The sequence below is a fragment of the Marinimicrobium sp. UBA4209 genome, assembly GCF_002381585.1.
GTDB lineage: Bacteria > Pseudomonadota > Gammaproteobacteria > Pseudomonadales > Cellvibrionaceae > Marinimicrobium > Marinimicrobium koreense.
Map to the genome: position 1 here is coordinate 3,991 of NZ_DFTP01000062.1, position 1,089 is coordinate 5,079.

At 65.6% G+C, this 1,089-nt stretch carries 2 protein-coding genes; one reads left to right on the plus strand and one right to left on the minus strand.

The features are described 5' to 3' along the window. A partial coding sequence (locus B3187_RS08940; RefSeq protein WP_286805864.1) for an ATP-binding cassette domain-containing protein occupies positions 1–344 on the minus strand: 344 nt, incomplete at its 3' end. A 114-nt stretch (positions 345–458) separates the two neighbouring features. Here B3187_RS08940 and B3187_RS08945 point away from each other — a divergent pair. Further along, the coding region (locus B3187_RS08945) for a hypothetical protein (protein WP_286805865.1) at positions 459–1,089 on the plus strand (631 nt) is incomplete at its 3' end.

Below are 1,089 nucleotides of genomic sequence, written 5' to 3' on the forward strand. Positions count from 1 at the left end.
ACGGCATCGCCCTGCTGGCTGCCGGCACCGAGCGCCCGATACCAGGCCAGGTTTTCCAGGGGGGTGAGCGCCGCCTTGATGCCCGGGGCGTGGCCAATGTAGAGCAGGGACTGACGGAACGCCCAGCGACAGGCGGATACCGGGGTACCGCGCCATTCAATGCGCCCCCGGGCGGGAGCGCCGATACCGGCCAGTGTGCGCAGCAGCGTGGTTTTGCCGGAGCCGTTTGGGCCCAGAATCTGGACCCGCTCTCCGGCGTACAGCTGGGCGGTCAGACCACTGAACAGAGGGCGCTCATCGCGCTCGCAGGTCAGGTTCTCTAATGTCAGGAGGAGCTCCGCCAAAATAGTGCCGCCGTTCGCCATACGAAAACGGCCCGCTGGCCGCTATACTGGTGAGCGACGGATTATAACGGGGTTGCATCGCTCCCCACAATGAAAAGCCCGATTGGACCCGACATGGTTGATAAGCTGTCTCCGACAAATCCGATTCTGCCCTTGACGCGCCCCGCCTCCGGCGAGCGTCCCGCAGGCGAATCCGGCCTGATGCGCCTGCTGACCGAATCCCTGGCTCGCTCCCCCGCCTCAGCGGTATCGGCGGAGGTCCGTCAGGTCGCGCCGGTCACGGCCGAGCAGCGCCAGCAATTGATCAACCGCCTGGTGGACACCTTACTGCAGTGGCAGAGCCGACCCGATAGCGCCAATCGGACCCAACAGCTCGCCCGTCTGGCCGACGAGCAGCAGTTGCTCAATGCCGCCCAGCTCAAGCTGGTCCGACTCAACGTGCAACAGCAGAACGTGGTGACCTATACTGATCGGCCACTCAAACCCGGGCAGCAGGTGGCCGTCTATCTGGCCGAAAACCGCTTGTGGCAGCTCGCCGCTCCCAAAGCGACCTCGCTCTCCGAGGCGGGCGGGCTCCAGACCGGCGTATCCGCGCCCCGCGCAAGCGATGGACCTGCGCTGCTCAGCGAGGCGCTGCGACGGGCACTCCCGATGAAGGACGCCCCGGACCTCTCCCCGCCCCTTGCACGAATGGACCAGCTACTCAACATCCGGCAACAACGGACGTTGTTCTCCAGCAACCTGC